The 24,991-nt window shown below is 62.8% G+C and carries 20 protein-coding genes and 1 pseudogene; 6 read left to right on the top strand and 15 right to left on the bottom strand.

The window, feature by feature from the left end; translation table 11 throughout:
- The first annotated feature begins 120 nt into the window (after positions 1–120).
- From ACVCNR_RS24705 to ACVCNR_RS24685, 5 genes are all read left to right on the top strand, one after another.
- Positions 121–1,419, top strand: a complete 1,299-nt coding sequence (locus ACVCNR_RS24705; protein ID WP_447076893.1) for an ABC transporter substrate-binding protein — start codon at positions 121–123, stop codon at positions 1,417–1,419.
- 68 nt (positions 1,420–1,487) lie between these two features.
- Positions 1,488–2,354, top strand: a complete 867-nt coding sequence (locus ACVCNR_RS24700; protein WP_447076892.1) for a branched-chain amino acid ABC transporter permease — start codon at positions 1,488–1,490, stop codon at positions 2,352–2,354.
- Complete coding sequence (locus tag ACVCNR_RS24695) at positions 2,347–3,360, top strand: branched-chain amino acid ABC transporter permease (RefSeq protein ID WP_354199866.1); 1,014 nt, start codon at positions 2,347–2,349, stop codon at positions 3,358–3,360. The genes ACVCNR_RS24700 and ACVCNR_RS24695 overlap by 8 nt, the downstream gene beginning before the upstream one ends.
- Before the next feature lie 338 nt (positions 3,361–3,698).
- A protein-coding gene (locus ACVCNR_RS24690) for an IS630 family transposase (protein ID WP_447076891.1) occupies positions 3,699–4,647 on the top strand; the annotation gives its coding sequence in 2 pieces (ribosomal slippage) (positions 3,699–4,034 and positions 4,036–4,647; 948 coding nt in all).
- Between the two features lie 19 nt (positions 4,648–4,666).
- Positions 4,667–5,677: an IS5 family transposase gene (locus ACVCNR_RS24685; protein WP_447076890.1), complete on the top strand. Its 1,011-nt coding sequence runs from the start codon at positions 4,667–4,669 to the stop codon at positions 5,675–5,677.
- A gap of 284 nt (positions 5,678–5,961) precedes the next feature.
- Here the strand turns inward: ACVCNR_RS24685 and ACVCNR_RS24680 are convergent, their stop codons facing one another.
- The 8 genes from ACVCNR_RS24680 to ACVCNR_RS24645 all read right to left on the bottom strand — a co-directional run bounded on the left by ACVCNR_RS24680 (position 5,962) and on the right by ACVCNR_RS24645 (position 15,093).
- Positions 5,962–6,363: a group II truncated hemoglobin gene (locus tag ACVCNR_RS24680; protein ID WP_354199711.1), complete on the bottom strand. Its 402-nt coding sequence runs from the start codon at positions 6,361–6,363 to the stop codon at positions 5,962–5,964.
- 129 nt (positions 6,364–6,492) lie between these two features.
- Positions 6,493–7,533, bottom strand: coding sequence for a heme-dependent oxidative N-demethylase family protein (locus tag ACVCNR_RS24675; protein ID WP_354199710.1), 1,041 nt, complete (start codon positions 7,531–7,533; stop codon positions 6,493–6,495).
- A gap of 24 nt (positions 7,534–7,557) precedes the next feature.
- Positions 7,558–8,523 (bottom strand): PDR/VanB family oxidoreductase, encoded by a 966-nt coding sequence (locus tag ACVCNR_RS24670; RefSeq protein WP_447076889.1) that lies wholly within the window; start codon positions 8,521–8,523, stop codon positions 7,558–7,560.
- A complete protein-coding gene (locus ACVCNR_RS24665) occupies positions 8,520–9,110 on the bottom strand; it encodes a dimethylamine monooxygenase subunit DmmA family protein (protein WP_447076888.1) in 591 nt (196 codons plus the stop codon). The genes ACVCNR_RS24670 and ACVCNR_RS24665 overlap by 4 nt, the downstream gene beginning before the upstream one ends.
- Before the next feature lie 22 nt (positions 9,111–9,132).
- Positions 9,133–10,266, bottom strand: a complete 1,134-nt coding sequence (locus ACVCNR_RS24660; RefSeq protein ID WP_447076887.1) for an aminomethyl transferase family protein — start codon at positions 10,264–10,266, stop codon at positions 9,133–9,135.
- A gap of 174 nt (positions 10,267–10,440) precedes the next feature.
- Positions 10,441–12,120 (bottom strand): formate--tetrahydrofolate ligase, encoded by a 1,680-nt coding sequence (locus ACVCNR_RS24655; protein ID WP_354199706.1) that lies wholly within the window; start codon positions 12,118–12,120, stop codon positions 10,441–10,443.
- 57 nt (positions 12,121–12,177) lie between these two features.
- Entirely contained in the window at positions 12,178–13,077 is a 900-nt protein-coding gene (folD, locus tag ACVCNR_RS24650; protein WP_447076886.1) for a bifunctional methylenetetrahydrofolate dehydrogenase/methenyltetrahydrofolate cyclohydrolase FolD, read from the bottom strand.
- A 303-nt stretch (positions 13,078–13,380) separates the two neighbouring features.
- The gene (locus tag ACVCNR_RS24645; RefSeq protein ID WP_447076885.1) at positions 13,381–15,093 is read right to left on the bottom strand and encodes a trimethylamine N-oxide permease; all 1,713 of its coding nucleotides are present in this window, start codon (positions 15,091–15,093) and stop codon (positions 13,381–13,383) included.
- 327 nt (positions 15,094–15,420) lie between these two features.
- On the opposite strand from ACVCNR_RS24645, the gene ACVCNR_RS24640 reads away from it, so the two are divergent.
- Positions 15,421–16,098: a response regulator transcription factor gene (locus tag ACVCNR_RS24640; protein WP_354199712.1), complete on the top strand. Its 678-nt coding sequence runs from the start codon at positions 15,421–15,423 to the stop codon at positions 16,096–16,098.
- Between the two features lie 169 nt (positions 16,099–16,267).
- On the opposite strand, the gene ACVCNR_RS24635 is transcribed toward ACVCNR_RS24640, so the two are convergent.
- The 7 genes and pseudogenes from ACVCNR_RS24635 to ACVCNR_RS24605 all read right to left on the bottom strand — a co-directional run bounded on the left by ACVCNR_RS24635 (position 16,268) and on the right by ACVCNR_RS24605 (position 24,990).
- Positions 16,268–16,879, bottom strand: a complete 612-nt coding sequence (locus tag ACVCNR_RS24635; protein WP_447076884.1) for a sarcosine oxidase subunit gamma — start codon at positions 16,877–16,879, stop codon at positions 16,268–16,270.
- On the bottom strand, positions 16,872–19,934 hold the full coding sequence (locus ACVCNR_RS24630; protein ID WP_447076883.1) for a sarcosine oxidase subunit alpha family protein: 3,063 nt from the start codon (positions 19,932–19,934) through the stop codon (positions 16,872–16,874). Before ACVCNR_RS24630 ends, ACVCNR_RS24635 begins: the two co-directional genes overlap by 8 nt.
- Complete coding sequence (locus tag ACVCNR_RS24625) at positions 19,931–20,239, bottom strand: sarcosine oxidase subunit delta (protein WP_354199701.1); 309 nt, start codon at positions 20,237–20,239, stop codon at positions 19,931–19,933. The genes ACVCNR_RS24630 and ACVCNR_RS24625 overlap by 4 nt, the downstream gene beginning before the upstream one ends.
- A 15-nt stretch (positions 20,240–20,254) precedes the next feature.
- Positions 20,255–21,506, bottom strand: a pseudogene (locus tag ACVCNR_RS24620) (sarcosine oxidase subunit beta family protein).
- A gap of 41 nt (positions 21,507–21,547) precedes the next feature.
- On the bottom strand, positions 21,548–22,891 hold the full coding sequence (gene glnT / locus ACVCNR_RS24615) for a type III glutamate--ammonia ligase (protein ID WP_354199699.1): 1,344 nt from the start codon (positions 22,889–22,891) through the stop codon (positions 21,548–21,550).
- A 25-nt stretch (positions 22,892–22,916) separates the two neighbouring features.
- Positions 22,917–24,245 (bottom strand): FMN-binding glutamate synthase family protein, encoded by a 1,329-nt coding sequence (locus ACVCNR_RS24610; protein WP_354199698.1) that lies wholly within the window; start codon positions 24,243–24,245, stop codon positions 22,917–22,919.
- A gap of 10 nt (positions 24,246–24,255) precedes the next feature.
- Positions 24,256–24,990 carry a GXGXG domain-containing protein gene (locus ACVCNR_RS24605; RefSeq protein WP_354199697.1) on the bottom strand — a complete coding sequence of 245 codons (735 nt, stop codon included), beginning with the start codon at positions 24,988–24,990 and terminating at the stop codon, positions 24,256–24,258.
- Position 24,991: the final 1 nt, after the last annotated feature.

Genomic DNA, 24,991 nt, shown 5'->3' with positions numbered 1-24,991 from the left:
AGAAACAGAACAGGGGAACACGGTGCGCGCGACCGATTGCGCGCCCAGCATGACCGGGTCTTCCGGGAGCCGGCATCTAACGCGGTAGCTATTTTCATACGCAAAGCGGAGGAGACTGCAATGAAGCCTGCGTCGAGTACCATACTGAACAGACGATCCCTCCTGACAGGCGCCGCCAGCGCCGCGCTCTTGCCCGTGGTCGGCATGCCGAAAGCCAGCTTCGCACAGGAGAATGTCGTCAAGATCGGCTTTCTGGCGCCATTGACCGGCGCCGTGGCGGCCTGGGGCAAGCCTGGCCTCGACGGCTGCAGGATATGGGCCGATTGGGCGAATGAGGCCGGCGGCATCGAAGTCGGCGGGCAAGCCTACAAGGTCGAGCTCGTGGCCTATGACGACGAGGACGACGCCGGCAAGGCCCGCACCGGGGCAACGCAGCTCATCCGCGAGAACGAAGTCAAGTTTATCATGATGCTCGGTGGCAATTCATGGCCGGGCGTGGAGGAAATCGCGGCACGGCAGGGCATGATGGTCTCCACGCTGCTGCCGAGCGACCTCACCCCCGACACCACCACGCTGATTGCGCCTTGCGAGGTGCATCCGATTTACAACGTGACCGGCGTCGACTGGCTGGCGGCCAATCGGCCGGAGCTCAAGACCGCGGTGATCTGCGCGCAGGACGATGCCCTCGGCAAGCCTTCGGTGGCCACTTACCTCGCCGCCTTCGAGGCCGCCGGGATCACCATGGCCAGCCCGCCCTTGTTCTTCGACCCCGCGACCACCGACTTCGCGCCAGTGATGACGCAGCTTCTGGCAAACAACCCGGACATATTGTGCCTCGACACCTGCTATGCCGACTACGTTCAGCCGCTATGCGAGCAGGCCTTCCAGCAGGGCTACAAGGGGCAGATCATCTCCTGCACGCTCGACTTCTACCAGCGCATCGTTGACCGCACCTCCAAGGAGTTCATGGAGGGCGTCATCTTCCAGTTCCCGGATTTCGATGACGAGGCGCTGAACGACCCGCGCATCAATTTCAAGAAGCCGAACGAGTTCTTCGCCGAATATGTGAAGCGCTACGGCGCCACCGAATGGTCGGCGGTATCGTGGGAATACAGCTCGATCCTCGATCTGTGGGCGGACGCCGCCCAGCGGGCGGGAAGCGTCGAAGCGGAAGCGGTGCTCACCGCCATGAAGGAAGGCGGCACCGGAAAGCACGCGTTCGGCGAGGCCCGCTGGTGGGGGAAGGAGCTGTTCGGCATCGACAACGCCCTTGTCGGCGAATGGCCGGTGGTGGTCATCCGCGATGGCAAGGCGACGATCGCGGAGTTCCGCTCGATCCCCGAATGGTGGGACAAGCATGGCGAGCTGCTGATCAAGCACATGACCGATCTCGGCCAGATGTGGAACCAGCGCACCTGAGCGTGGCGCCGGGCCATGAAACGGCCCGGCGGTCCGCACCCGAAACGAATTGTCGAACGGGGCACACAATGCCGGATTTCCTCCTGCAGACCGTTTTCAACGCCTCCTACGCCGCGAGCTATATGGCCCTGATCGCGGTGGGCCTGGTGCTTATCTTCGGCGTCATGGGTGTCATCAACTTCGCCCATGGCGAGCTCTACATGGCCGGCGCCTATGCGATCGTCTTCTTCTACGCATGGCAAGGGTTGCCGTTCGTCATGGCGGTGGGGCTGGGCCTGCTGTTTGCCGGATGCCTGGGCATCCTCATGGAGCTTGCGCTGTTCAGGCCGCTGCGAACGAACCCGCTCGGCGGGCTCATCGCCTCGATCGGCTTCCTGCTCATCCTTCAGACGCTCGCCGTGCTCGGCTTCGGGTTGCGCAACCAGAACATCCCGCCGGTTTCCCAGGGGCGCCTGACCGTCGGCGGCGCATTCCTGACCTATGAGCGGCTCTATGTCATCATCGCCACCGTGGTGCTGCTGGCAGCACTTTGGCTGTTCCTCAGGCGCAGCCGGTTCGGCTGGGCCTTGCGCGCCTGTGCGCAGGATCGCGAGGCGGCGGCGCTGCAGGGAATTTCCATCAACCAGACGGCGCGCTATGCGATGTTCATCGGCGCGGCGCTGGCCGGCGTTGCCGGCGCCATGACCGCCCCCCTGGTGGCGCCCTCCCCCTTCATGGGACATGGCGTGATCGTGACGGCCTTCATCATCATCATCGTGGGCGGCATCGGCAGCCTCGAGGGTGCGGTGGTCGCCGCCGTGCTCTACGCCTTCGTCCACACATTCGTCACGACGTTCTTCGACGGCGTCATCGCCAACATCGTCGGCCTGCTGCTGATGCTTGCCGTGCTCGTTGTCAAGCCGCAGGGCCTGTTTGGAGTGCGCGAACGTGCCTGACAAAACCAATATCGACGCAGCCGGCATGATCGGCATCCTGATCCTCGCGGCAGCGCTCATCGTCGCGCCCCACGTCGTCAGTTTCTCGCAGCAGGAGTTGCTCGTCCTGCTGACCATCAACGTTCTCGTCGTGACCAGCTACAGGCTGCAGACGCTGACGGGCGAATGGTCGCTGGCGCATGTGGTGATGATGGGCTCCGGCGCCTATGCCAGCGCATTGTGCTCCAAGAGCTTCGGCTTTCCGGTGCCCCTGGCGATGATCACCGGCGCGATCGTCGCTGGCCTCATCGCGGCCCTGATGAGCTTTCCGCTTTTTCGCATGAAGGGCTTCTACTTCCTCATCGGCTCCTTCGCGGCCGGCGAGATCCTGCGCCTGATATGGAAGCGCTTCACCAACCCCTTCGGCGGCCCCAAGGGCATCCAGCGCATTCCCGGCTTTCCGGAGATCGACCTGGGCTTCATCCGGATCGATTTCTACGATCCCGCGAACTACTACTACCTCGTCCTGCTGGTGGTGCTGGCTTCCCTCTGGGTCCTCTATCGCATCGAGAAATCGCGCATCGGCCTGACATTCCATGCCATCCACTGGCAGGACAAATTGTCGGAATCCGTCGGTGTCGATGCCTTCCGCTATCGTATGCTCGCCTTCGTCATCGCCGCCTTCTTCGCGGGTCTCGCCGGCGCGCTTTATGCGCACTATCTGAGCACCGTCAATCCGAACCAGTTCGACGTCAATACGATGGTCTATGTGCTCATCTGGACGATCGTGGGCGGCACCAGCCGCTGGTATGGCCCGATCCTCGGCGTGGTGGCGCTGACCATCATCGATGAAGTCATCCTGCGGGCGATCGGTGCCGACCAGGTTCGGCCGTTGCTCTACGGCGTTGTCCTGATCCTTGCCATCCTGTTCCTGCCCAACGGGCTGGAGAGCTTGGTCATGCGGGCTTCGGATGCGCTGCGCCGCTATCGCGGCGAAGTCCCGCCGGGCGCAATTGTGCGGGAATAAAGACGGAAATGCGCGACCCGCCCGGCCGGTTCTGTCGCGCGCTACCATGAAGGTCAAGATCATCGTGGCACAGGTCATCGGCTTGAGGCCGGGCATGGATCGGGTCCCGCGCTTGACGTGCCGAGGGTCTTGTTCACTGCAGTTGTTGAGATAGCAACTCTGCCGCGCCTCGGCTCCCGTTGTGAACGCTCGCGAAACCGGCCGGCATCTACCATCGCAGACGATGATCTGCTTCCCGGTTCGCCTAGAGCGTTTCATGCATTGATTGAATCGAAGGGGATTCCGTTGTTGAGGGAATTATGATTCAAAGTGCTGGCTGGATAGGAGGCCGGCATTGGATGGCACGACCTCTTTCGAACGATCTGCGTGAGCGTGTTGTGGCGGCGATGGGGGCTGGGGAGAGGTGCCGGTCGGTGGCTGCTCGTTTCGGCGTTGCCGTTTCGTCGGCGGTGAAGTGGTTTCAGCGCCATCGGGCGACGGGATCGGTTGCGCCCGGCAAGATGGGCGGCCATCGCAAGCGGCTTCTGGAGCCGCATCGGGCCTTCATCGTGGAGCGGATCAACCAGGAGACGCATCTGTCGTTGCACCGGCTGAAGGATGAGCTTGCGGCACGCGGGGTGAAGGTGTCGCACGACGCGGTGTGGCGGTTCCTGCGCCGTGAAGGTCTGAGGTTCAAAAAAAACGCTGTTCGCCCTTGAGCAGGCCCGCGCCGATATCGCACGGCGACGCCAGCGCTGGCGGTCCTTGCAGGCCGGTCTCGACCCGAGACGGCTGGTGTTCATCGACGAAACCTGGATCAAGACCAACATGGCGCCACTGCGAGGCTGGGGGCCGAAAGGCAAGCGCCTGCGCGGCTTTGCTCCGCACGGCCACTGGCGCACCCTGACCTTCCTCGGCGCGTTGCGCTGGAACCGGTTGACAGCGCCGTGTGTCTTCGATGGGCCGATCAATGGCCAATGCTTCCGCGCCTATGTCGAGCAGCAGCTCGTGCCGGTCCTGGAACCCGGCGACATCGTCGTCATGGACAATCTCGGCTCACACAAGTCGGCCGCCATCCGGCAGACGATCCGCGCCGCCGGCGCCAGGCTATGGTACCTGCCGCCCTACTCGCCAGACCTCAATCCCATCGAGCAGGCCTTCGCTAAGATCAAGCATTGGATGCGGATCGCCCAGAAGCGAACCGTCGAAGACACTTGGCGGCACATCGGCAGCCTCGTAGCAATCATCGAACCCGCCGAATGCAGAAACTACTTCGCAAACGCAGGATATGTTTCCGTCAAAACCTGAAAGGCTCTAGCTGAGACCTGTGCGCGGGTCGTTGTGGACGGCGCCGGAAGTTCGTGATTCCATTGCTCCGATCAACGGATTGAGGTTTGCGATGTCTCGTCGTCGGATTGGCCAGGAGAGCTTCAAGTTTGGTGATCGCCGCGGCACGCGCGGTTCATCACTGGACGATTTGGCCACCATCATTGACTGGGCTCCGGTCGAGCACGCTTTGTCGAACATCTCAAACGCAGCCAAGGGGGAGCCGGCATGGCCGCCGCTGGCGCTGTTCAAGGCGATGCTGCTTTCGGTCTGGTACGATCTGTCGGACGTCAAGCTCGCGGACGCGCTGGATGATCGCGCCTCGTTTCGGCGCTTCTGCGGCTTCTCGGCATCGGAGCCGACGCCGGAGCGCACGGCCTTCGTCCGCTTTCGCAAGGCGCTGGTTGAGCGGGCGCTGGACAAGGTGCTGTTCGACGCGATCACCACCCAGCTCAAGACCAAGGCTATCACGGTCAAGACCGGCACGCTGGTCGATGCGACCATCATCGCCTCGGCCAGTGAGGGCGACGGCGATGCGCGCTGGGTCAAGCACAAGGGCAAGGCGGCCGTGCACGGCTTCAAGGCTCACGTCGGCGCCGATGCCGAGACGGCACTGGTGGAAGAGGTTGCCATCACGCCCGCCAACGTCAATGATGGCAAAGCCGGTCCGGATGCACTGCCGGACAACCCGGGTGAAGTCTTCGCCGACAGCGCTTACCAAGGCAACCATTTCGGCGATGCGGTTCGAGCCAAAGGTGGCACGCCACGCATCGTCGTCACAGGCATGTGGGGACGCGACGAAGCCGAGACGCTCAGACGGCTCGATGCCTGGAACCAGCCGATCCATCGTGTCCGCGGGCGCATCGAGAAGATCTTCGGCACCTGGAAACGCAGCTACGGCCTGCGCCGAATGCGATGGCGAGGCCTTGCCAAAGCCGGCGTGCAGATTCGTCTCACTGCAATCGCCTACAACTTCAAACGCACCATCAGCATCGTCGCAGCAGCGACATAAAACCTTCAATGCCGTGCCAGAAGCCAATGGCTGACTGGGCAGGAGATAGCTGTGCAGCCGTTGCTTAAAATGGCGCTCACCGCCGTCCACAACGATCCGCGCACAGGTCTCCTAGCTTGCGTCAATAACATTGCTTCTGGTCAGCCAGAAAACACCGAGTACCCTCCGGGCTAAGGGCTTCTCTTCTCAGACTATTATCAGGGGTTCACCCCGAACTCACGATTGAATCTCTTGCTGAGCCTGCAGCGCCAGTCTCGACTGCAAGGCACGGCGAAATCGGTGGGTCAGTCCATGTTGCGGGACGTCTCGGCAGCGCGCGTGAAGTGAAGCATGAGCTGCGACTTCAACTGGCTGTCGATCCCCACCTGGTCAATTGCCCGCTCCATGCAACGCAACCAGAGATCGCGCATCTCGGGTCCGATCGGCACATGTGCATGGATTTCCGTCAGGCGGGAATGGCCGTGCTTCTGCACATAGCGGCTCGGACCGCCGAAGAAGCCGGAAAGATAGTTGAACTGCTCCTCACGGGAATGGGCGACCCCGTGGCCTCTCAGATGCAGGAGGTGCAGTTCATGGGCGTCCTCATCCTGCTCGATGATGTCGTAGAAGGCTTCCACAAGGGTTCGAACGCCCTCTTCTTCGCCAAGCTCCTTGTAGAGCGTGCGCAGCTTCGCGGGCACGTTCATCGATTCGACTCCTTTCGGCACTGCGGATCGGACGCAACACCATAGTCCGGCACCCCTGCGAGCGCCGGCCCCAAACGCTTACAAGACGCCAAACATGCTCGTGGGGGGCCTCCGCCCGGAACGGCGTGGTCAGTCCGGTCCGAACCCCGGGGAGGTCGGCTGGCCGTCGTCATATTTCGACAGCCATTCGACGGTGGTCGGGCGATAGCGCACCAGACCCTTGTACTCGGCCAGTTCGTCCGGCAGGTCTCGCAGCACGCGATGGAAACGGCGCGCCCACTTCGGCGAGGTGACCAGTTCCTCCATCTTCAGGAGGTAGCAGCGGATCGGGAACAGCAACGCGTTTGAACGCGGCAGGCGAAAGAACATCTGCACTTCAACCCGCAGATGAACCTTGTGGCCGACATTCTCAGGGGTGACGGTCATGCGGTCCGTTCCCCATTTGTGATAGTTCTCAGGGCTGGTGTCGAGCCGCGGATTGATGGTCATCGTCCAGTTGAACCGACGCGCCGGCTGCCCCTGCTGCATGGCCATCAAAAACTTCAGCGCCCGGGTGAAGACACCCAGTTCATGGGCGAGTGGAACAGGTGCATGCCACTCGAAGAAATTCATGCCGATGTCGAAATCCAGCGACCAGTCGGCCTGCGTCGTCACCATGCCGGCATCCATCCACAGATTGCCGTCGCGCTGGTCGAGCACGGCGAAATCACCCTGGCTCTGGCGCGTTATGTACTCCAGCGGGCCATAGGGCAGCGTCGACGTATCGCCGAAGGTGAAACGATCCTCGATGCCAAGCGGCCGGTTGATCCAGTGCCACTGGTCGCCGTCCCGCGTCAGCGAGAAAAGGTCGGGATAGCTCTTCGCCTTCTCGGTCATGAGAAGTTCGAGCGTATCCCAACCGGCAAGTGTCATGTGCGGAAGAGACTGGCAGCGCAGTGGATCCTCGGCCAGCACCATAGCCCGGTCCTGCATCTCGGAGATATAGTGCTCGTCGACGTCGAAGAGATGTTCGAACACCGTGTTCTTGGGTCCCGGCACGTGCGGCTCGATATTGACCGAGTACATGTAGCCGTCTTCATGGAACGGAAAGGGAAAACGCCTGATCTGTTCGGGGCTGTTCTTGAAAGAGAAGTCGTCGCGAAAAGTTTCCTGCCTGAAGTTTATACCCATGGTCTCCTCCTCCGGGTATCCCGCCTACCGTTCGAGAACGAGCGATTTGCCTTCGAAACGCGATACGCACGGCATTACCTTGCAGCCCGAGCGGCGATCTTCCTCGCTCAGCCAGTGATCGTTGTGCCGGAACTTGCCGTCGTATGAAATCACGTTCGTCTCGCATTGGCCGCAGACCCCACCCCGGCACAGATAGGGCGGATCGATGCCTGCTGCCTCTATCGCCTCCAGCAGGCTCTCGTGCTCGCCGACACGGATGTCGATGCCGCTGACGGCCAGCGTGACGTCGAACGGCTTGCCGGGCTGCGGCGCCGCGAAATGCTCATAGTGCACGGTCCCGGCAGGCCAGCCGAGCTGCGTCGCGGCATCTGTCACCCAGGTGATCATCCCATCCGGCCCGCACACATAAAGATGCGTGCCAAGAGGCTGGCTGGACAGAACTCTTTCCAGATCGAGATTTTCGCCATAGTCGCTGCGGTAGAGATGGACCCGCTTGCCGTGACGCTCCCGGAGAAGGTCGGCGTAGGTGCTCACCTTGTCGTTGCGGAACGAGTAGTGCAGTTCAAAATTTCCGCCGTCGGCGGCGAGCTGCGCCGTCTGCGCCAGGAACGGCGTTATGCCGATGCCGCCGGCGATCATCAGATGCTTGCGGGCGCGCAGATCGAGCGAGAACAGGTTGACGGGATTGCTGATCACCATCCGTTGGCCCGGCTCGACCCTGTTGTGCATGAACAGCGAGCCGCCACGCCCGGCATCGTCGCGCCGCACACTGATCGTATAGTCGTGCGTATCGAGCGGCGAACTCATCAGGGAATAGGGATTGAGCCGCGTCCGGTCTTCGTCCTGCATCTCCACGACGATATGGGCACCGCCGGAGAATGTCGGCAACGTCCCGCCATCGACACGCTGGAAATGGAACCGTTTCACCAATTCGTTGACGGCGACGACATCGGTTACCACCGCCTCGATCCTGTTCGACCCTGCCTTCATCGGAATATCTCCTCTGCCGGTGGATTCTCGCTCGGGTCCTCCGCGTTGATGCACACGCCCTGGAAAGCGGCGTGACGTCGTGAATAGTGATCGCGTACCAGAAGAAGCAGGCCACAATGGGAACAGCGAACCGGCTGGGTGGTCACGTTTTCGGTAATGCCCTTGCAGTGCACGCACTGGACGCGCCGGGCCAGAGAACCGCGGTGTTCGGTCTGGATGGCGCTGTGTTCTATGCCGGCACCTGCTGCAATCTGGCTGACCTGTCCGATCAGGCCCTCGGTGCCGGTCAGATAAAGCCGCAGGCCCATATGGGCATTCTCGAAGATGTGCCGCAGCCGCGGCATCGCAGCCGCGATCGAAGGCCCCTGATAGAAGCGGCCCGGCACCAGCGCTTCCAGGCTCGCAACGTATTTGTTCCCGGCCGATCCGGGGATATACATGATTTCGGCGGAGGCGAAGAAATCCTGAGGCGCCTGCTTCGCCATGGCGAGGATCGCGGACGCACCTTCGGCGTCCGCGATGAAGAGATGATGTGTTCCGGCCTGCGCTGAAAGTTTTCCGTAGACCGGGCGACTGAGCATAGCCATGGCCGGTGCACTGTCCAACGTTCTATCCCTTCGCCGTCCGCTTCAGCTTTTTCGGATCGTCGAATGGCAACGGCTGCGCCTTGGCCTTTACGGTTCCGGAAGCGTTGTGCACTTCAAGGTCCGTTCCGGGCGTTGCGCAATCCACGTCGAGGCGAACGATAGCCATGGATTTCTTGACCAGCGGCGAATACATGGCGCAGGTCACCACACCGACCTTCTTGCCATTGCGATAGACTTCGGCACCCTCGTCGGACGCCGTGTCGCTCGCGACTTCAAGGCCGTAGATCTTAAAGCGTTCCTTGCCCTGGAGCCGGTAGTGTTCTTCCGCACCACGGAAGCCGGTCTTGCCGGGGCTGACGGTGAAGTCGAGGCCCAACTCCCACAGGGTGTCGCCGGGGCCTTCGTTCTCGAACGGGTATTTCTGCGAATTGTCGTAGGGATAGAAGAGCAGATAGCTCTCGACCCGCAGCATATCGAGCGTCGTGAAGCGGCAAGGTATGATGCCCATCTCCTTGCCTTCCTCCACGATACGATCCCAGATCGCCGGTGCATCCTGCCCCCGGCAGAATATCTCATAACCGCGCTCGCCGGTATATCCGGTACGCGAGATCATGACGGGGAAACCGAACAGTTGCGTCTGCATGTGGTGGAAGTAGTTGAGGTCGCGGATGCCCGGAACGTGCTTGGCCAGATAATCGACGGCGACAGGCCCCTGCAGCGACAGGTCGTGCAGATTATCATCGAAGCGGATCGACACGTCGCGGCCGATGGAGGCACGGGTCAATTCCTCATGGCCGGAGCCCGAACCGTGCACGACCATCCAGGAATTCGGCGCGATGCGATAGATCACGCAGTCGTCAGTGAATTTGCCGGCGTCGTTGAGCATGCACGCATAGGCGGACTTGCCCGGATAGATCTTCTCGACATTGCGCGTGGTCGCAAGGTCGATCACATGGGAGGCATGCGGGCCGTTGATATGCACCTTCTTGAGACCTGAGACGTCCATGATGCCGGCCTTGGTGCGGATCGCGGTATATTCCGCATTGGGATCGCCGTCATAGCTCCAGGCGGTGCCCATGCCGCTCCAGTCCTCGAGCTGCGAGCCGAGAGCCCGGTGCCGGTCGGCCAGGGTAGAAAAGCGCCACGATGCCGTCATTCGATTCCTCCACATTCTAAGGCCGTTGCGGATTTTCCCGACTGTCCGGCCGTCCCTCGGCAGCGGTTTCCCGCTTCCTGCCATTGAACCATATTGCTGCTGCGATGCAACACTCTTAAGCAATTTTTTTTACTGGGAAGAGAATTCTCCGTGCCTGTTTCCGCGCCCCAGGCCTCAGCTGAGGCCTTCGATATCGCCGTTTTCGTTGAGGTAGATGTTTTCGGAGGATGGTTTGGAGGGCAGGCCGGGCATGGTCATGATCTCGCCGCAGATGGCCACGACGAAGCCGGCGCCGGCCGACAGCCGCACCTCGCGCACCGGCACGGTGTGGCCGCTCGGCGCGCCGCGCAGGTTCGGGTCGGTCGAGAACGAATACTGCGTCTTGGCCATGCACACCGGCAGGTTGCCGTAGCCTTGCTTCTCCCACTGGTGGAGCTGGTCGCGCACCGACTTGTCGGCGATCGCCTCCGAGCCGCGATAGATGCGCTTGACGATGGTGTCGATCTTGTCGAACAGGCCGAGCTCGTCGCCATAGAGCGGGGCGAACTGCGAGCGCCCGGATTCGGCCAGCGCCACCACCTTGTGGGCCAGCTCCTCGATGCCGGCCGAGCCCCGGGCCCAGTGCTGGCACAGCACCGCTTCCTCGCCCATGGTGGCGACATAGTCCTTCACCGCCTGGATCTCGGCCTCGGTGTCGGTGTGGAAGTGGTTGATCGCCACGATGGCCGGCACCCCGAACTGCTTGACGTTCTCGATGTGGCGGCCAAGGTTGGCGCAACCCTTCCTCACCGCCTCGATGTTCTCGGCGCCGAGGTCCTCCTTCTTGACCCCGCCGTTCATCTTCAGCGCCCGCACCGTGGCCACGATGACCGCCGCGGCCGGCTTCAGCCCCGCCTTGCGGCACTTGATGTCGAAGAACTTCTCCGCGCCGAGGTCGGCGCCGAAGCCGGCCTCCGTCACCACATAGTCGGCGAGCTTGAGCGCCGTCGAGGTCGCCATCACCGAGTTGCAGCCATGGGCGATGTTGGCGAAGGGGCCGCCATGCACGAAGGCGGGGTTGTTCTCCAGCGTCTGCACCAGGTTGGGCTGGATGGCGTCCTTGAGCAGCACCGCCATCGGCCGGTGCGCCTTGAGGTCGCGGGCGAAGACCGGGCTCTTGTCGCGGCGGTAGGCGATGATGATGTCGCCCAGCCGCTTCTCAAGGTCCTGCAGGTCGCGCGCCAGGCACAGGATGGCCATGACCTCGGAGGCCACGGTGATGTCGAAGCCGGCCTCGCGCGGATAGCCGTTGGCGACGCCGCCCAGCGACACCACGATCTGGCGCAGCGCCCGGTCGTTCATGTCCATGACCCGCCGCCACGCCACCCGGCGGGTGTCGATGCCCAGCTCGTTGCCCCAGTAGATGTGGTTGTCGATCAGCGCCGACAGAAGGTTGTGGGCCGAGGTGATGGCGTGGAAGTCGCCGGTGAAGTGCAGGTTCATGTCGTCCATCGGCACCACCTGCGCATAGCCGCCGCCAGCCGCCCCGCCCTTCATGCCGAAGTTCGGGCCCAGCGAGGCCTCGCGGATGCAGATGATCGCCTTCTTGCCGATGCGGTTGAGCCCGTCGCCCAGCCCCACCGTCGTCGTCGTCTTGCCCTCGCCGGCCGGCGTCGGGTTGATGGCGGTGACCAGGACCAGCTTGCCGTCCGCCTTGCCCTGCACCGACTTGATGAACTCGGCCGAAACCTTCGCCTTGTCGTGGCCGTAGGGCAACAAATGCTCCGACGGAATCCCGATCTTGCCCCCAACCTCCTGGATCGGCTGCTTGCGCGCCGCGCGGGCAATCTGAATGTCGGTCTTGATCTCGGCCATGTCTTTCCTCAATAGTATTGACTGGAACTCAATAGAACGATGCGGTTGCCGGCGTTTTCAGAATCGGGGCGGCGTGCGCCCGGCAGTTCGGCAGGCGGAAACCAGCGTATTGGCCATAAGCATGGCGATCGTCATCGGCCCGACACCGCCGGGCACGGGGGTGATCGCGCCTGCCTGCCGTTCGGCCTCCCTGTAAGCGACATCGCCCACAAGCCGCTGCTTTCCCTCACCCTTCTCGGGCGCGGCAATGCGATTGATGCCGACATCGATCACCGTTGCGCCATCTTTCACCCAGTCGCCCCTGATCATCTCCGGCCGGCCGACGGCGGCGACAAGGATATCCGCCGTACGGCACAAGGCCGGAAGATCGCGCGTGCGAGAATGGGCGACCGTGACGGTGCAGTTCGCGGCAAGCAGCAGGTTTGCCATGGGCTTGCCCACGATGTTGGAGCGGCCGACCACGACGGCGTTTAGGCCGGACAAATCCCGTCCACGCACGCGTTCGATCAGCAGCATCGAACCCGCCGGTGTGCAAGGCACGAAAGCGGAATCCGCTGCGCCCGCGCCCAGCTTGCCGACATTGACATAGGTAAAGCCGTCAACGTCCTTCTCCGGCGCGATCGCCTGGATGACTGCGCCGGAATCGATCTGGCCGGGCAAGGGAAGCTGAACCAGGATGCCATGGATGTCCGCATCCTTGTTCAGGCTTTCGATCAGCGCCAGCAGATCGGCCTGCGAGGTTTCGGCCGGCAGGGTGTGCTGCACCGAATGGAAGCCGCACTCCTTGGCTTTCCGGGATTTTGAAGCGACATAAACCTGACTGGCCGGGTCCTCGCCGACGATCACCACCGCAAGCCCTGGCGTCACATTCGCCTCGGCCTTGAGCTGCTCTGCCGCTTTCTTGACCGTTGCGACAACGTCTTCGGCCACAAGCTTACCATCTATGACGGTCGACATTCCCTATGCTTCCCCCTGGGGCCTTGGCGGCCCGCGTCCTTTTTGATCGACAGGGCTTATCGTGGCCTTGCCGGTTCTGGAACTCGTTGATTATGTTCCAGAACTATAACAGTCGCCTCACCTTTGCGTCAACTGAAAAGCAAAAAACTTTCATAGAAAGAATAACTCACCACAACCCGGAATGCCTGTCAATCTGGCCCAGGGAGACGCGCGCCGCAAGGCATCGGCGGCAGGCTTTCGAACTTCCTTCCAAATAAAGAAGCCGGCCTGCGGCCGGCTTCTTGTTACCGATAAGGCGTCCGGTCACATGACAAAGATCCTGTCGGCCACAAGCACGACTATGAGGCCGGCGGCAAGGGTGAGGTAGGGAAGAATGCCCGCCTTGCGAACTTTCAGTTCCTCCTGGGTGATGCCGAGATCATCCAGCATATGAGCCGGGAAGCGCCCGCCATCCTGGATGTAGTGCCTGAAGCAGAACACCGGGATGATCAGGGCCGCGGCGATGAAGCCTGCCCACAGCGCCCAGGGGTTCCAGACCTTGGCGCCGGCACCCATGAACATCGCGTTGACGAAAGAGAGTATGCCGCCGACTGCGATGAGGAAGGTCGGAGCGCGCCATGGCCGCTTGATATGGCCGTTGTCGATGCGGTGGATCCAGCCTGCGTTGAGGTTGAGGAAGTTGAAGATGATGTAGCCGCAGTTGGAGACGGCGAGGATGAAGAAGAAGCTCCCCGCATCGGCACAGGCAATCGCCAGGATGCCGAGGTTGAAGATGAGGTCGGTCCACATCGCCCGGGTCGGCGCGCCATGATGGTTGACGTGCGACAGGTAGCGCGGCAACCAGCCATCGACCGAACCCTGATAGAGAGTGCGCGAAGAACCGGCCATCGCCGTGTTGATGGCCAACATCAGCGCCAGGATCATGAGCATGATCATGATCGAGGTGACGAAGCCAGAGCCGCCGACCATCTGCGCCATCGCATTGCCGACACCCGAACCGTCGACGATCTCGTCCGCCAGCATGCCTTCAAGGCCAAGCACGCCCTGGAAGGTAAAGGGAACCAGGGTGTAGAGAAGCAGGCAAAGCAGGCCCGAATAAAGGATCGCACGAACGGTGTCGCGGCCCGGATTCTTGAATTCGCTGGTGAAGCAGATCGACGTCTCGAAGGCGTAGGCGGACCAGGCGGCGATGAACAGTCCGCCGAACACAAGGGTCCAGCCGGCGATGTTCCATTCACCGGGTGCGGCGGCATAGGCTTCGGCCAGCGGCACGAAGGGGCTGTAGTTGTCCCAGTTGATCTGGCCAGTCAGGATCGGCACGATGCCGACGATCAGCATCGGGATGATGACGGCGAGGCCAATGAATTTCTGGACGTTGGCCGTGCCGAGGATGCCGCGATGCTGGATCGCGAAGGTGATCAGCATCAGGACCACGCCGATCATGAACACGGAGTTGAAGGAGAAGGAAACCGGTCCGAGCGAGCCGCTGTAGAGCGTCCAGTCACGGATGGCCGGGGTGCCTGCAGCCGTCAGCGCCGCAATCGCATCGGCAACGGCTTTGCCCGCATTGGCCGGATCGGCAAGCCAGGCGGCCACTTCCGGCGACGCCTCGCTAAATGTCGGGATCGGCGCCAGCGCATTGAGGATATAGGCAGCCGCGATGGAGCAGCCAAGCGACAGCACGGGCGTCCATGCCAGCCAGTTGCACCACACCGACAGCGGCGCGATGAACTTCGAATAGCGCAGCCAAGCGGTCGCCCCATAAACGGAGGCCCCGCCGGACTTGCTGGGGAACAGTCCCGCGATCTCGGCATATGTACAGGCCTGGATTAGGCCGAAGCACACCGATACCATCCAGATGACGAAAGCTGGAATGCCGACGGTACCGGAGATTCCACCGATCGAAAAAAGCACCAGGGCGGGAACGCCGCTGGCAACCCAGAAAGCTCCCCGCCAATCGATGGCTCTATGAAGTTGCCCCGCCTCCGCGGGCTGAGCTTCAGCAATCACGGTCATTGCACAGTCCCCTTCGCTTTATGAACGGGCAACGCTGCCGGAGGCGATCCCGCCCTTGTTGGAACCGGCAAGGTATGTTTCCGCTCAGTCTTATTTTTTTCTTTCAGTGAAAGATCGTTGGAAACTTGACTTTCGTCAAGGCTTTTGTGGTCTAATGGCCCGCCTTGACTGTCTCGTGGAATTGACAAGCTTGGCACCACATCGAAAAATATACTGATGTGAAAAAAGAATTCATGCTATGAATTGACTGTGAGGCCACGCTCCCGTGGGAAAGGCCTGCTGACATATCGCGACGCCTGGGAGGAAGCGCATATGAGCGTCGACATGATGCAACGAGAAACCGAGCTCGGCGACACCAAGACAGCCGAAGCCGTTCCTCGCAAGTTCAGGGTTCTTGTCGCGGAGCGCAACCCGTTGGTGGTGTCGGCGCTGGCGGACATGATCTCGCGGGACGGCCGCTTCGATCTGGGAGAGAACGTCACCTCCGGCAAGGCCTTTCTCGAAGCCTGCTCCATGCCGGGTCCCGGATTCGATCTGGCGGTCCTCGGCTGGAAGCTTAGCGACATGGATGGCGGCGGGGTTCTGGCGGAAATCCGCCAGCGCGACATCAATGTTCGTGTCGTGATCTTTTCAAACGACCACGACCTGTCCATCCTCAAGAAGTGCGTGCGGCTGGGCGCCCACGGCTTCTGCTACCAGTTCGACGATCCGGCGATACTGTTCGACACGCTTATCGCCGTGGCGCATGGCCGCATCTGCATTCCTTACATCGATGTCTCTAAGATCAACGACACGCCCCTTTCCCGATTGACGACACGCGAGCATGAGCTGCTGGCGGTGCTGGCGGATGGATGGACCAACGTGCAAATCGCGGCGCGCACGGGAATATCGGAGAACACGGTCAAGTATCACCTCAAGAATCTCTACAGCAAGCTCGAGGTCCGCAATCGGGCTATGGCCGTGGCGCTTTACGCAAGCGAAAAGAACCACGGCCCCGCGGCATAGGCTCTTCCATGCGAAAGGAGGCGGCTCCGGTGGGACAGCTCCGCCGCTCGCAACAGACGATGCGCACCTGCGGAAGATGAACACCCATCTCCCGAACCTCGGGAGTGGAGCCGTCATCAGGAACTGAAGGACCGATCAGGCAACCGGAGAGATCCTGGTCCGCTACGGGCTAGGATGACCGAAGACCATATTCCAGCGAAGAATCGGCGATCACGCGGTACAGGCTGTCGGCGAAGCTGGTGAAGACCGCGAGGTTGTAGACCGGTGTCTCGCCGGCAGCGTTCGCCTCACGCCAGATGTTGATGGCCGTGTGGTCGAGAGATGTCGTTGCCGCGGCGCCGACCGGAAAGACGCCATCGTCAAGATCAAGCGACAGGAACTTGGCCATGGCCTGTGCTGCGCGCGCACCGGAGATGCGGATCAGGCAGCGGCCATCGGACTGGTCGGAAAGAGAGGCAATACCGGCAAAGGCATCGGCGATCCTTTCCATCAGGCTCCTGTCGCCCTGCGGAGCAAAGACAAGGAACTGGTCGGGACCTGACCAGACAAGGGCCACTCCCTTGCCGAGGACCGCGCCCGGCCGCGAAGGCGGTTCGATGCCGAACAGTTTCTTCGCAATCTGAGCCGCAGCGGCTGCGTTGCCGCGCCGGGCCATCACCTGCACCAGAAGAATGTTGCGAATCTCGGTCAGTTCGACGCCTGGCACGCTGCCGGCCCCGTACACGCCGGGAACGAGCGCCTTCTGCAGCGGCGATTGGGAAGTCCAGGAAAAATCACCCACGCTGGCGCACTCCTTCCGGATCGTAGAAGACGGGACTGCAGATCTCGGCCTCGTAGTCTTCGCTCCGCAGCGGATCGTAGATGCGAACGATCTCACCGAAACGCTCGCGGCCGCGCGTGACAAGGCCGAGACCGAGCCACTGGTTCAGCGTCGGCGAGAAGCACACGGAGGTCACATAACCATGGTCCGTATCCGGCCCCGGCTTTTCGCCTTTCGGCACCACATGAGCGCCGGAACGAAGACGCCGATGCCGGTCCAGAGGCTTGATGCCGACGACGACCTGCCGGTCAGGCGCGGCCAGCGCCTCGCGGCCGGCCATGATGCGGCCGATGAAATCCTTCTTCTTCGACATCATCTTGCCGAGGCCAAGGTCATCCGCCGTCGTGGTGCCGTTGAGCTCGGGGCCTGCGACGTGGCCTTTCTCGATGCGCATGACGCTAAGCGCTTCCGTGCCGTACGGCACGACGCCGAACGGCTTGCCGGCAATCATGAGGTTTTCCGCCATGGCGTTGCCGAAGCGCGCCGGCACGGAGATTTCAAACGCCATCTCGCCAGAGAAGGATATGCGGAAGAGTCGCGCCTTGATACCGCCGCGCAACTTCACCTCTCGCGCGCCCATGAAGGGGAAGCCCTCGTTGCTCAGGTCTTCGGCAGGATCGCAAAGCGCTTGCAGCAGCTCGCGCGTCCTCGGGCCTGCGATCGAGAACTGCGCCCACTGGTCGGTCGCAGATGACAGTTGCACATCGAGCTCGGGCCACAGAACCTGCCGGCAGAACTCGAGGTGCTGCATGACGGGGCCGGCCTTGGCGGTGGTCGTCGTCATGAAATAGTGATCTTCGGCCAGCCGCGAAGTGGTGCCGTCGTCCATGACGATGCCGTCCTCACGCAGCATCAGCCCATAGCGCGCCTTGCCCACGGCCAGCGAGGAGAAGGCGTTGATGTAGACCCGGTCGAGGAAGGTGCCTGCATCGGCGCCGCGGACATCGACCTTGCCGAGGGTCGAGACGTCGCAGAAGCCGACGCCGTTGCGTACGGTCGTGACCTCGCGGCTGACCGACTGGAGCCAGTCCGTTTCGCCCGGCTGCGGATACCATTGCGCGCGCTTCCACAGGCCGACATCGACGAACACCGCACCGCGCGCCGCCGCCCAATGGTGCGAGGGGGCCAGCCGCCAGGCGTGGAAATTCTCGTCGCGATTGTGGCCTGCGAAGGCACCGATGGCGACCGGCGAATAGGGCGACCGGTAGATGGTCGTGCCGGTCTCCGGAATGGACCGTCCGGTGGTGGCGGCCATGATGGCAAGGCCGTTGATGTTGGAGGTCTTACCCTGATCGGTGGCCATGCCGAGCGTGGTGTAGCGCTTCAGATGCTCCACGCTCTCATAGCCTTCGCGCTGCGCCAGCGTCACGTCGGACGCGGTGACGTCATGCTGGAAATCGACGAAGGCCTTGCCCTTGGCCTGCACCTGCCACAGCGGTGAGATCGCGTAGCCTTCATCGCCCGCCTCGGCAGCACTGCCGGCATCTTCCGCGAAGCCGCAATCCACCGCAGCCGAAACGCCGGCTGCATGGCCGTCGCGAAGGCATTCGCCGAGCGCGAAGGTGCCCTCGGCGGCGCCTACCATCCTCATGCCGGGCGGGCAATCGCCCGGCACGAAGGCGGCGATGTCGTCGCGCCATGCCGGACGGCCGCGATGGAAGCAGGACAGGCCGACATTCGGATTCCAGCCGCCGGAAACGGCCAGGCAGTCCGCGGCCACCTCTTGCCTGCGGCCGTCCGCGCCTGTGACCACGACGCCCCTGGCGCCGTCAACGCCACCCTTGACGTCCGACACGCAGCCGGACAGCACCCGCAATCCGGATGCCTTGACGACGGACTGATATTCCACGGGCACTTGGCCGCGCGAGTCCACGACCGCTGAAACTTCACCGCCGGCGCGGCGGATCGCCTCGACCGTGCGCCAGCCATCGTCATTGTTGGTGAAGAGCGCAACCTGCCTGCCCGGCAGGGCCGCGAAGCGATTGACATAGGTGCGCACGGCAGATGCCATCATCACGCCGGGACGATCGTTGCCCGGGAACACGATCGGACGCTCTATCGATCCCGCAGCCACGACGCTGCGCCTGGCGACGATGCGCCAGAGACGTTGGCGCACCTGGTGCGGCCCGGGCACCGGGACATGGTCGTTGACGCGCTCCAGCGCGCCATAGGTTCCGCCGTCATAGACGCCGAACAGCGACGTGCGCTTCATGACGCGCACATTGGGCAGGGCTTCCAGTTCCGTTTCGGCCCGGCGGACCCATTCGCCGGCCTGCATGCCGTCGATCTCGCCGCCATCGCCGAGCAGGCGACCGCCAAGCTGCGTATCTTCTTCCACCACTATGACGCGCGCGCCGGTCCGGCCTGCGGCGAGGGCCGCCGACAGTCCCGTGGGACCGGCGCCGACAACCAGCACGTCGCAATGCGCCCAGGCCTTGTCGTAGTGGTCCGGGTCGGGCTGTTCAGCACTCTTGCCGAGGCCCGCGGCCCGCCGGATCATCGGCTCGTAGATCTTTTCCCAGAACTTCGCCGGCCACATGAAGGTCTTGTAGTAGAAGCCGGCCACGAAGATCGGCGACAGCAACGAGTTGACCGCCATGAAGTCGCGGCGCAGCGACGGCCAGCGGTTCTGGCTGTTGGCGACAAGGCCGTCGTAGAGCTCCTGTGTGGTGGCGCGCGTGTTGGGTTCGCGGCGCGCCCCGGTGCGCATTTCCACCAGTGCGCTCGGCTCCTCGGAGCCGGCCGTCATGATGCCACGCGGACGATGATACTTGAACGAGCGGGCGACCAGCTTGACGCCGTTGGCCACGAGGGCGGAAGCCAGCGTGTCGCCGGCGTAACCGGTCATGGCCTTGCCGTCGAAGGTGAAGCCAAGCGGCGCCTGGCGGTCGATCAGGCCGCCGGCGCGCAGGCGATGCGACTGCGTGCCGCCAGTCGCCTGCGTGTTCCCTGCGGCATCGTCCTTGGCGGACGTCCTGCCCAGCGGTTGGGATTCAATATAGCCCGACATGCTCATTCTCCCGGCAGCGCCGCCCTGGACGCTCCCGCGCCAGGAGCCGCCTGCACCGACTTGAATTCGTGGGTCCGCGTGTCACGCTCGGCTATCAGCCAGGAACGGCAGCCGCCGCCGTGATACCAGTATTCGCGCATTGTGCCGGCCACGTTGTCGCGCAGATAGACGTAGTCGTAGAAGGCTTCCTCCAGCGCCGCGGGATCGGAGCCGTCATCGACCGTGTAGCGGGGGCGCTTGGGCGAAGCGTCACCGAGATAGCTGAACTCGCCGACTTCTCGTTCGCCGCAGAAGGGACATGCAATTCGCATTGGCCGATACCGCTTTCAATGGAGGTTTGGTTGGGCGCCCTGGCCCTTCTCGTCGATCATCGCGCCGCGCCGGAACCGGTCGAGCCTGAACCGGGCCGCCTCCCGATGCGGCTCGTCCCGCGCGATCAGGTGGGCGAAGACCAGCCCCGAGGCCGGAGTTGCCTTGAAGCCGCCATAGCACCAGCCGGCATTGAGATAGAGCCCGTCGACCGGGGTCCTGTCGATGATGGGCGTGCCGTCCATCGACATGTCCATGATGCCACCCCACTGGCGCAGCATGCGTACCCGGCCGATCATCGGCATGACGGCCATGCCGCCTTCGCAGACATCTTCCATCACCGGCATGTTGCCGCGCTGGGTATAGGAGTTGTAGCCGTCGAGGTCGCCGCCGAACACGAGGCCGCCCTTGTCGGACTGGCTGATGTAGAAATGGCCCGCGCCGAAGGTGACGACGCCGGGGATGAGCGGCTTGATCGCCTCCGTGACGAACGCCTGGAGCACATGGCTCTCGATGGGTAGCTTCAGCCCGGCCATCGAGGCGACCCGCGAGGTATTGCCGGCCACCGCCATGCCGACCTTGCCGGCGGCGATCGGCCCGCGCGTCGTCTCCACGCCGGTGATGCGGCCGTTGGTGCGCTGGAAGCCGGTCACCTCGCAATTCTGGATGATGTCGACGCCGAAGTCGTTGGCGGCGCGCGCATAGCCCCACACCACGGCATCGTGGCGCGCGGTGCCGCCGCGCCGCTGCGCCAGGCCGCCCATGATGGGGAAGCGCGGATTGGAGTAGTTCAGGAACGGCAGCTCCTTGCGGATCTGTTCGGCATCGAGCAGCTCGGCATCGATGCCATTGATGCGCATGGAGTTGCCGCGCCGGGCGAACGCGTCGCGCTGCGCATCCGAGTGATAGAGGTTGATGATGCCGCGCTGGCTCACCATGGTGTTGTAGTTGAAGATCCTGCTCCATCCGCTCCCACAGCTTCATGGAAAGCTCGTAGAAGCCGACATTGCCGGGCAGCATGTAGTTGGAGCGGATGATGGTGGTGTTGCGGCCGGCATTGCCGGAGCCGATCCAGCCCTTTTCCAGCACGGCCACGTTGCGGATGCCGTATTCCCTGGCAAGGAAGTAGGCGGTGGCGAGGCCGTGGCCGCCGCCGCCGATGATGATCACGTCATAGCGGCTTTTCGGCGCCGGATCGCGCCAGGCCCTTGTCCAGCCCCTGTGGCCGGTCATGGCCGCCCGGGCGAGGGAGAAGATCGAATATTTCATCGCATGTTTTCCGGGGTTGAGGGCGATCCGGCGTCGTCGTTTCAGATGTCGAGGGCGTTGTCGCGTTCCCATTCGGTGAAATGGGAAACGTAGGCGTTCCACTCCTTCATCTTCATCTTGACGAAGGCGTCGACCAGTTCCGCACCGAGCATCTGCCTGAAGTCCTCGCTGCCCTCGAGCAGGCGAAGCGCATCCAGGAGATTGAGGGGAAGGCGGGGGGCATCCTTGATGGTGTGGCCTTCCTCATACATGTTGATGTCGCTTCGCTGGCCGGGGTCCAGCTTGTCGCGGAGACCGGCGAGGCCCGCCGCGAGGATGACCGCCTGCATCAGATACGGATTGGCGGCACCGTCCGGCAGGCGCAGTTCGAAGCGGCCGGGTCCCGGCACGCGCACCATGTGGCTGCGGTTGTTGCCCGTCCATGTTACCGCGTTCGGCGCCCAGGTCGCACCCGAGGTCGTGCGGGGTGCGTTGATGCGCTTGTAGGAGTTCACTGTGGGGCAGATGATCGCGGTCATCGCCGGCGCATATTTCATGATACCGCCGAGGAAGTGCATGCCCTGCTTTGACAGCCCGTTCGGCGAATTGTCGTCGGCGAAGACATTCCTGGTTCCGGTCAGGTCCCAGGCCGAGATGTGCGCGTGGCAGCCATTGCCGGTGAGGCCCGGGAAGGGCTTCGGCATGAAGGTGGCCCGCAACCCATGCCGCTCGGCGATGGTCTTGATCATGAATTTGAAGAACGAATAGCGGTCGGCCGTCACCAGCACGTCGTCGTAACGCCAGTTCATCTCGAACTGTCCGTTGGCGTCCTCGTGGTCGTTCTGGTAGGGGTCCCAGCCGAGCTCGATCATCGCCTCGCTGGCTTCCGCGATGATGTCGAAGCGCCGCATCAGCGCCTGCTGGTCGTAGCAGGGCTTGCTCATGCGGTCATGCTCGTCGGCGACCAACTTGCCGTCGGGCGTCGTCAGGAAGAATTCCGGCTCGACGCCGGTCTTGACACGGATTCCCTGCGCCGCCGCTTCCTCGACGAGACGCTTGAGCGTGTTGCGCGGTGCCTGTTCGACACTCTTTCCGTCCATGACGCAGTCGGACGCCAGCCATGCCACTTCCGGCTTCCATGCGAGTTGCATGACCGAGCCCGGGTCCGGGATGGCCAGCATGTCCGAATTGGCAGGCGTCATGTCCATGCCGCCGGCGAAGCCGGCAAAGCCGGCACCGTCCTTTTGCACGTCGGAGATGGCACGGGACGGCACCAGCTTGGCGCGCTGGTAGCCCAGCACGTCGGTGTATGTCACCATGAAGAACTTGATGTTCTTCGCTTTAGCGTAGGCTTCGAGGTTGGTCTGCGTCGATGTGTCTTGCCTTGCGTTGAATACGGTACCCATTGAATCGTTCCCCAATTCAAGCTTGTTAAAAGGCGCTCTTCCCAGGCACCCAATTTGTTCCGGCCAGCGGAACTCCCGACATGGCCGCCGCCTCGATCGTCAAGGCGCACAAGTCTTCCGGCTCGAGATTATGAACATGGTTCTTGCCGCACGCGCGTGCGATCGTCTGTGCCTCCAGTGTCATCACTTTCAGGTAGTTGGCCAGGCGGCGGCCCGCGGCGATCGGGTCGACCCTTTTCATCAGTTCCGGGTCCTGGGTGGTGATGCCTGCCGGATCCTTGCCTTCGTGCCAGTCATCATACGCCCCGGCGGTCGAACCAAGCTTGCGATACTCCTCCTCCCATCTCGGATCGTTGTCGCCCAGTGCGACAAGCGCTGCCGTGCCGATCGAAACGGCATCGGCGCCAAGAGCCAGCGCCTTTGCCACATCCGCTCCGTTGCGGATGCCGCCGGACACGATGAGCTGCACCTTGCGATGCATGCCGAGGTCCTGGAGAGCCTGCACCGCGGGGCGGATGCACGCAAGCGTCGGCTGGCCGACATGCTCGATGAAAACTTCCTGCGTGGCGGCAGTGCCGCCCTGCATGCCGTCGAGCACGACGACGTCGGCGCCCGCCTTCACCGCCAAGGCGGTGTCGTAATAGGGCCTTGCACCGCCGATCTTGACGTAGATCGGTTTTTCCCAATCGGTGATCTCGCGGATTTCGAGAATTTTGATTTCAAGGTCATCCGGACCGGTCCAGTCGGGATGGCGGCAGGCCGAGCGCTGGTCGATACCCTTCGGCAAGGTGCGCATCTCGGCCACGCGGTCGGAAATCTTCTGGCCGAGCAGCATGCCGCCGCCGCCGGGCTTGGCACCCTGACCGACGACAACCTCGATGGCATCGGCGCGGCGCAGGTCGCGCGGGTTCATCCCGTAACGCGAGGGCAGGTATTGGTAAACCAGGGTCTTAGAATGCCCGCGCTCCTCCTCGGTCATACCGCCGTCGCCGGTGGTGGTGGACGTGCCGGCCAGCGTCGCACCGCGCCCCAGCGCTTCCTTGGCGGGGCCGGACAGAGAGCCGAAGCTCATGCCGGCAACGGTGATCGGTATCTTCAGTTCGATGGGCTTCTTGGCGAAACGCGAGCCGAGCACCACCTTGGTTTCGCACTTCTCGCGATAGCCTTCCAGCGGATAGCGCGAGATCGACGCGCCGAGGAACAGCAGATCGTCGAAATGCGGCACCTTGCGCTTGGCACCGGAACCGCGGATGTCATAGATTCCGGTCGCGGCCGCGCGCCGGATTTCCGACAGGCTGTATTCGTCGAACGTTGCCGATTGGCGTGGCGTGGTCGGTGGATTGTGATAGGTCATGTCCGGCCTCTTAGTACGCGTCGGCGTTGTCGATGTTGAAGTTGTAGAGGGTGCGCGCCGAACCGTAGCGCTTGAATTCCTCCGGCTTCACATCGGTGATCCCGGCGCGGTCCAGCAGACCCTGCAGGATCGCGATGTGTTCGGGGCGCATCTCCTTCTCGATGCAGTCGGCGCCGAGGCTCTTGACCTTGCCGCGCACGAACAAGCGTGCCTCGTAGATCGAGTCGCCCAGCGCGTCGCCGGCATTGCCCAGAATCACCAGGTTGCCCGATTGCGCCATGAAGGCCGACATGTGCCCGACATTGCCGCGCACGACGATGTCTATGCCCTTCATGGAGATGCCGCAGCGCGAGGAGGCGTTGCCTTCGATGACGAGCAAGCCGCCCCTGCCCGTGGCGCCGGCATATTGCGAGGCGTCGCCCTTCACCACGACGGTGCCCGACATCATGTTCTCGGCAACACCGGGACCGGCAGAGCCATGCACGGTGATCGTGCTGTTCTGGTTCATGCCGGCGCAGTAGTAGCCCACGCTGCCGCGCACATCTATCTGCACGGGCGTATCCACGCCCACGGCCACGGCATGGCTTCCCTTGGGGTTGAGGATTTCCCAGCTCCTCAGATTCGAACCTTCGGTCACCTCGTGAAGGGCCTGGTTCAACTCACGCAGGGTCGTTTTCGACAGATCGAAGATTCTCGCCCCGTGGTCCTCCGGCGTAACCGCCTTGGCAAGGTTGGATGTAGCCATC

This window comes from Aquamicrobium terrae, from assembly GCF_052978165.1.
Note: the sequence above shows the minus strand (reverse complement) of the source record. Positions and strands in the feature narration are given on the sequence as shown.

Bases quoted from the DNA above. Each gene is read 5' to 3' on its own strand.
- ACVCNR_RS24705 (WP_447076893.1), top strand. From the start codon at position 121: ATGAAGCCTGCGTCGAGTACCATACTGAACAGACGATCCCTCCTGACA.
- ACVCNR_RS24700 (WP_447076892.1), top strand. From the start codon at position 1,488: ATGCCGGATTTCCTCCTGCAGACCGTTTTCAACGCCTCCTACGCCGCG.
- ACVCNR_RS24680 (WP_354199711.1), bottom strand. From the start codon at position 6,363: ATGAACGTGCCCGCGAAGCTGCGCACGCTCTACAAGGAGCTTGGCGAA.
- ACVCNR_RS24675 (WP_354199710.1), bottom strand. From the start codon at position 7,533: ATGGGTATAAACTTCAGGCAGGAAACTTTTCGCGACGACTTCTCTTTC.
- ACVCNR_RS24670 (WP_447076889.1), bottom strand. From the start codon at position 8,523: ATGAAGGCAGGGTCGAACAGGATCGAGGCGGTGGTAACCGATGTCGTC.
- ACVCNR_RS24665 (WP_447076888.1), bottom strand. From the start codon at position 9,110: ATGGCTATGCTCAGTCGCCCGGTCTACGGAAAACTTTCAGCGCAGGCC.
- ACVCNR_RS24660 (WP_447076887.1), bottom strand. From the start codon at position 10,266: ATGACGGCATCGTGGCGCTTTTCTACCCTGGCCGACCGGCACCGGGCT.
- ACVCNR_RS24655 (WP_354199706.1), bottom strand. From the start codon at position 12,120: ATGGCCGAGATCAAGACCGACATTCAGATTGCCCGCGCGGCGCGCAAG.
- folD (WP_447076886.1), bottom strand. From the start codon at position 13,077: ATGTCGACCGTCATAGATGGTAAGCTTGTGGCCGAAGACGTTGTCGCA.
- ACVCNR_RS24645 (WP_447076885.1), bottom strand. From the start codon at position 15,093: ATGACCGTGATTGCTGAAGCTCAGCCCGCGGAGGCGGGGCAACTTCAT.
- ACVCNR_RS24640 (WP_354199712.1), top strand. From the start codon at position 15,421: ATGCAACGAGAAACCGAGCTCGGCGACACCAAGACAGCCGAAGCCGTT.
- ACVCNR_RS24630 (WP_447076883.1), bottom strand. From the start codon at position 19,934: ATGAGCATGTCGGGCTATATTGAATCCCAACCGCTGGGCAGGACGTCC.
- ACVCNR_RS24625 (WP_354199701.1), bottom strand. From the start codon at position 20,239: ATGCGAATTGCATGTCCCTTCTGCGGCGAACGAGAAGTCGGCGAGTTC.
- glnT (WP_354199699.1), bottom strand. From the start codon at position 22,891: ATGGGTACCGTATTCAACGCAAGGCAAGACACATCGACGCAGACCAAC.
- ACVCNR_RS24610 (WP_354199698.1), bottom strand. From the start codon at position 24,245: ATGACCTATCACAATCCACCGACCACGCCACGCCAATCGGCAACGTTC.
- ACVCNR_RS24605 (WP_354199697.1), bottom strand. From the start codon at position 24,990: ATGGCTACATCCAACCTTGCCAAGGCGGTTACGCCGGAGGACCACGGG.